At 73.3% G+C, this 1,307-nt stretch carries 2 protein-coding genes; both read right to left on the bottom strand.

Annotated features, from left to right (window positions below; translation table 11 throughout):
* Positions 1-237: hypothetical protein (locus QH270_RS26250; RefSeq protein WP_432420432.1), on the bottom strand; the 237-nt coding region annotated here is incomplete at its 3' end.
* Between the two features lie 106 nt (positions 238-343).
* Positions 344-1,307 (bottom strand): SCO6880 family protein (locus QH270_RS26245; RefSeq protein WP_348537690.1); only part of this gene is annotated, 964 nt, incomplete at its 5' end.

Raw genomic sequence — 1,307 nt, 5'->3', positions numbered from 1 at the left:
GTCCTCGGGTGGCCTGCGGTTCTCCCTCGGCCTGCGATGGTCGTCGTCGGGACGCGCGCGCCCGGTCGGTTCGCCGGCCGCCCTGCGCGGCTCGTCCGCGCGTCCTCGGCCGCCGGGTTCCCCGGCGCGCGCGCGACGTTCGCGCTCGGCGTGCTCGTCGGCCGTGGACGTCCCGCGCGCCGACTCGCGGTCGGCGCGTTCGGTGCGCTCCTCCAGGCCGAGCACGTCGTCGCTCACGCGCGACGAGCTCCCGACCGGTCGTGGCTCGCGTTCCCCTCGGATGCGGGGCGGCCGGTGAACGGGCCGTAGCGCGATGTCGTCGAAGTCGCGTCCCATGATCGCCTCACCCCGCCAATGCCTTCGGAATGGTCGCGTGCTCGGGCAGGATGACGCCGCAACCCAGCGAGGCCGCGAACGCCGCGGCCTGGTAGCGGTAGCAGCGCCGGATCTTGAGCCGGGCCTGCGTCGAGAGGTCGCGGGTGATGGCCTCGATGCGCGGCAGGTCACCGCGCAGCGGCTCGGTGATCGTCACCAGCGCGCCGAAGCGGGTGACGCCGTGTCCGCGGGCCTGTTCCTCGCGAGCCTGCTGGGTCGCACCGACCCGCAGTGTCGCGGCGGCCGAGACGACACCGCGTTCGCTCTGCTGCGCGACGAGCGCGTTCTTGAAGTCGTCGTCGACGATCTCGGCGGCGTCGGCGGCCGAGTGCGGCCGGTAGACGATCGCGATGCGCTTGCGCGGCACTTCGGGATTCGGGGCGAGCAGACGCTGCAGCACCCGCTCGTCGACCGCGCCCTCGGGCGCCGCGTCCATCTCCCAGGTGACCGAGCGGCCACCGTCGTGGATCAGGTGGTCCCACTTCTCGTCGTGCGAGACCGGACCGGCGTCGTCCCAGCCGAGCCCGTGCCCGCCCGGGTCGGCCGCGGCGACCTCGAGATCCGCCTGCGCGGCCGGATCGTAGCTGCGCCGGATGAAGGAGATGACCTCCTCGGCCGACATCGGTTGCGCCCGCACACCCGCCTCGGCCAGCGCCGCGCAGATGCCGGGCAGCCTGCGCCCGATCTCCACGGCCTCCTCGGCCGGGTTCTTGCGCCGCTCGGCGGTGGTGGCCTTGAACGTGATCGCCACGCGGGGCAGCAGTTGCACCCGCTCCTGCGGCAACTCGGTGGCCAGCTCGTACATCACCTGCTGGGCCAGATCGGGCGCTTCGGGGCGGGTGATGGTAGAGACCTCGTTGAGCAGCCGGTTGCCGGTCTCGGGCACGGTGTCGATCACCGGGACGACCGCGACGATGTCGCTGGTCTGGCCC

It is taken from the genome of Nocardia neocaledoniensis (assembly GCF_029868625.1).
In the GTDB taxonomy this organism is placed as follows: Bacteria; Actinomycetota; Actinomycetes; order Mycobacteriales; family Mycobacteriaceae; genus Nocardia; species Nocardia neocaledoniensis_A.
The sequence above is the reverse complement of the archived record's forward strand: the minus strand, read 5'-3'. Positions and strand labels throughout refer to the sequence as shown.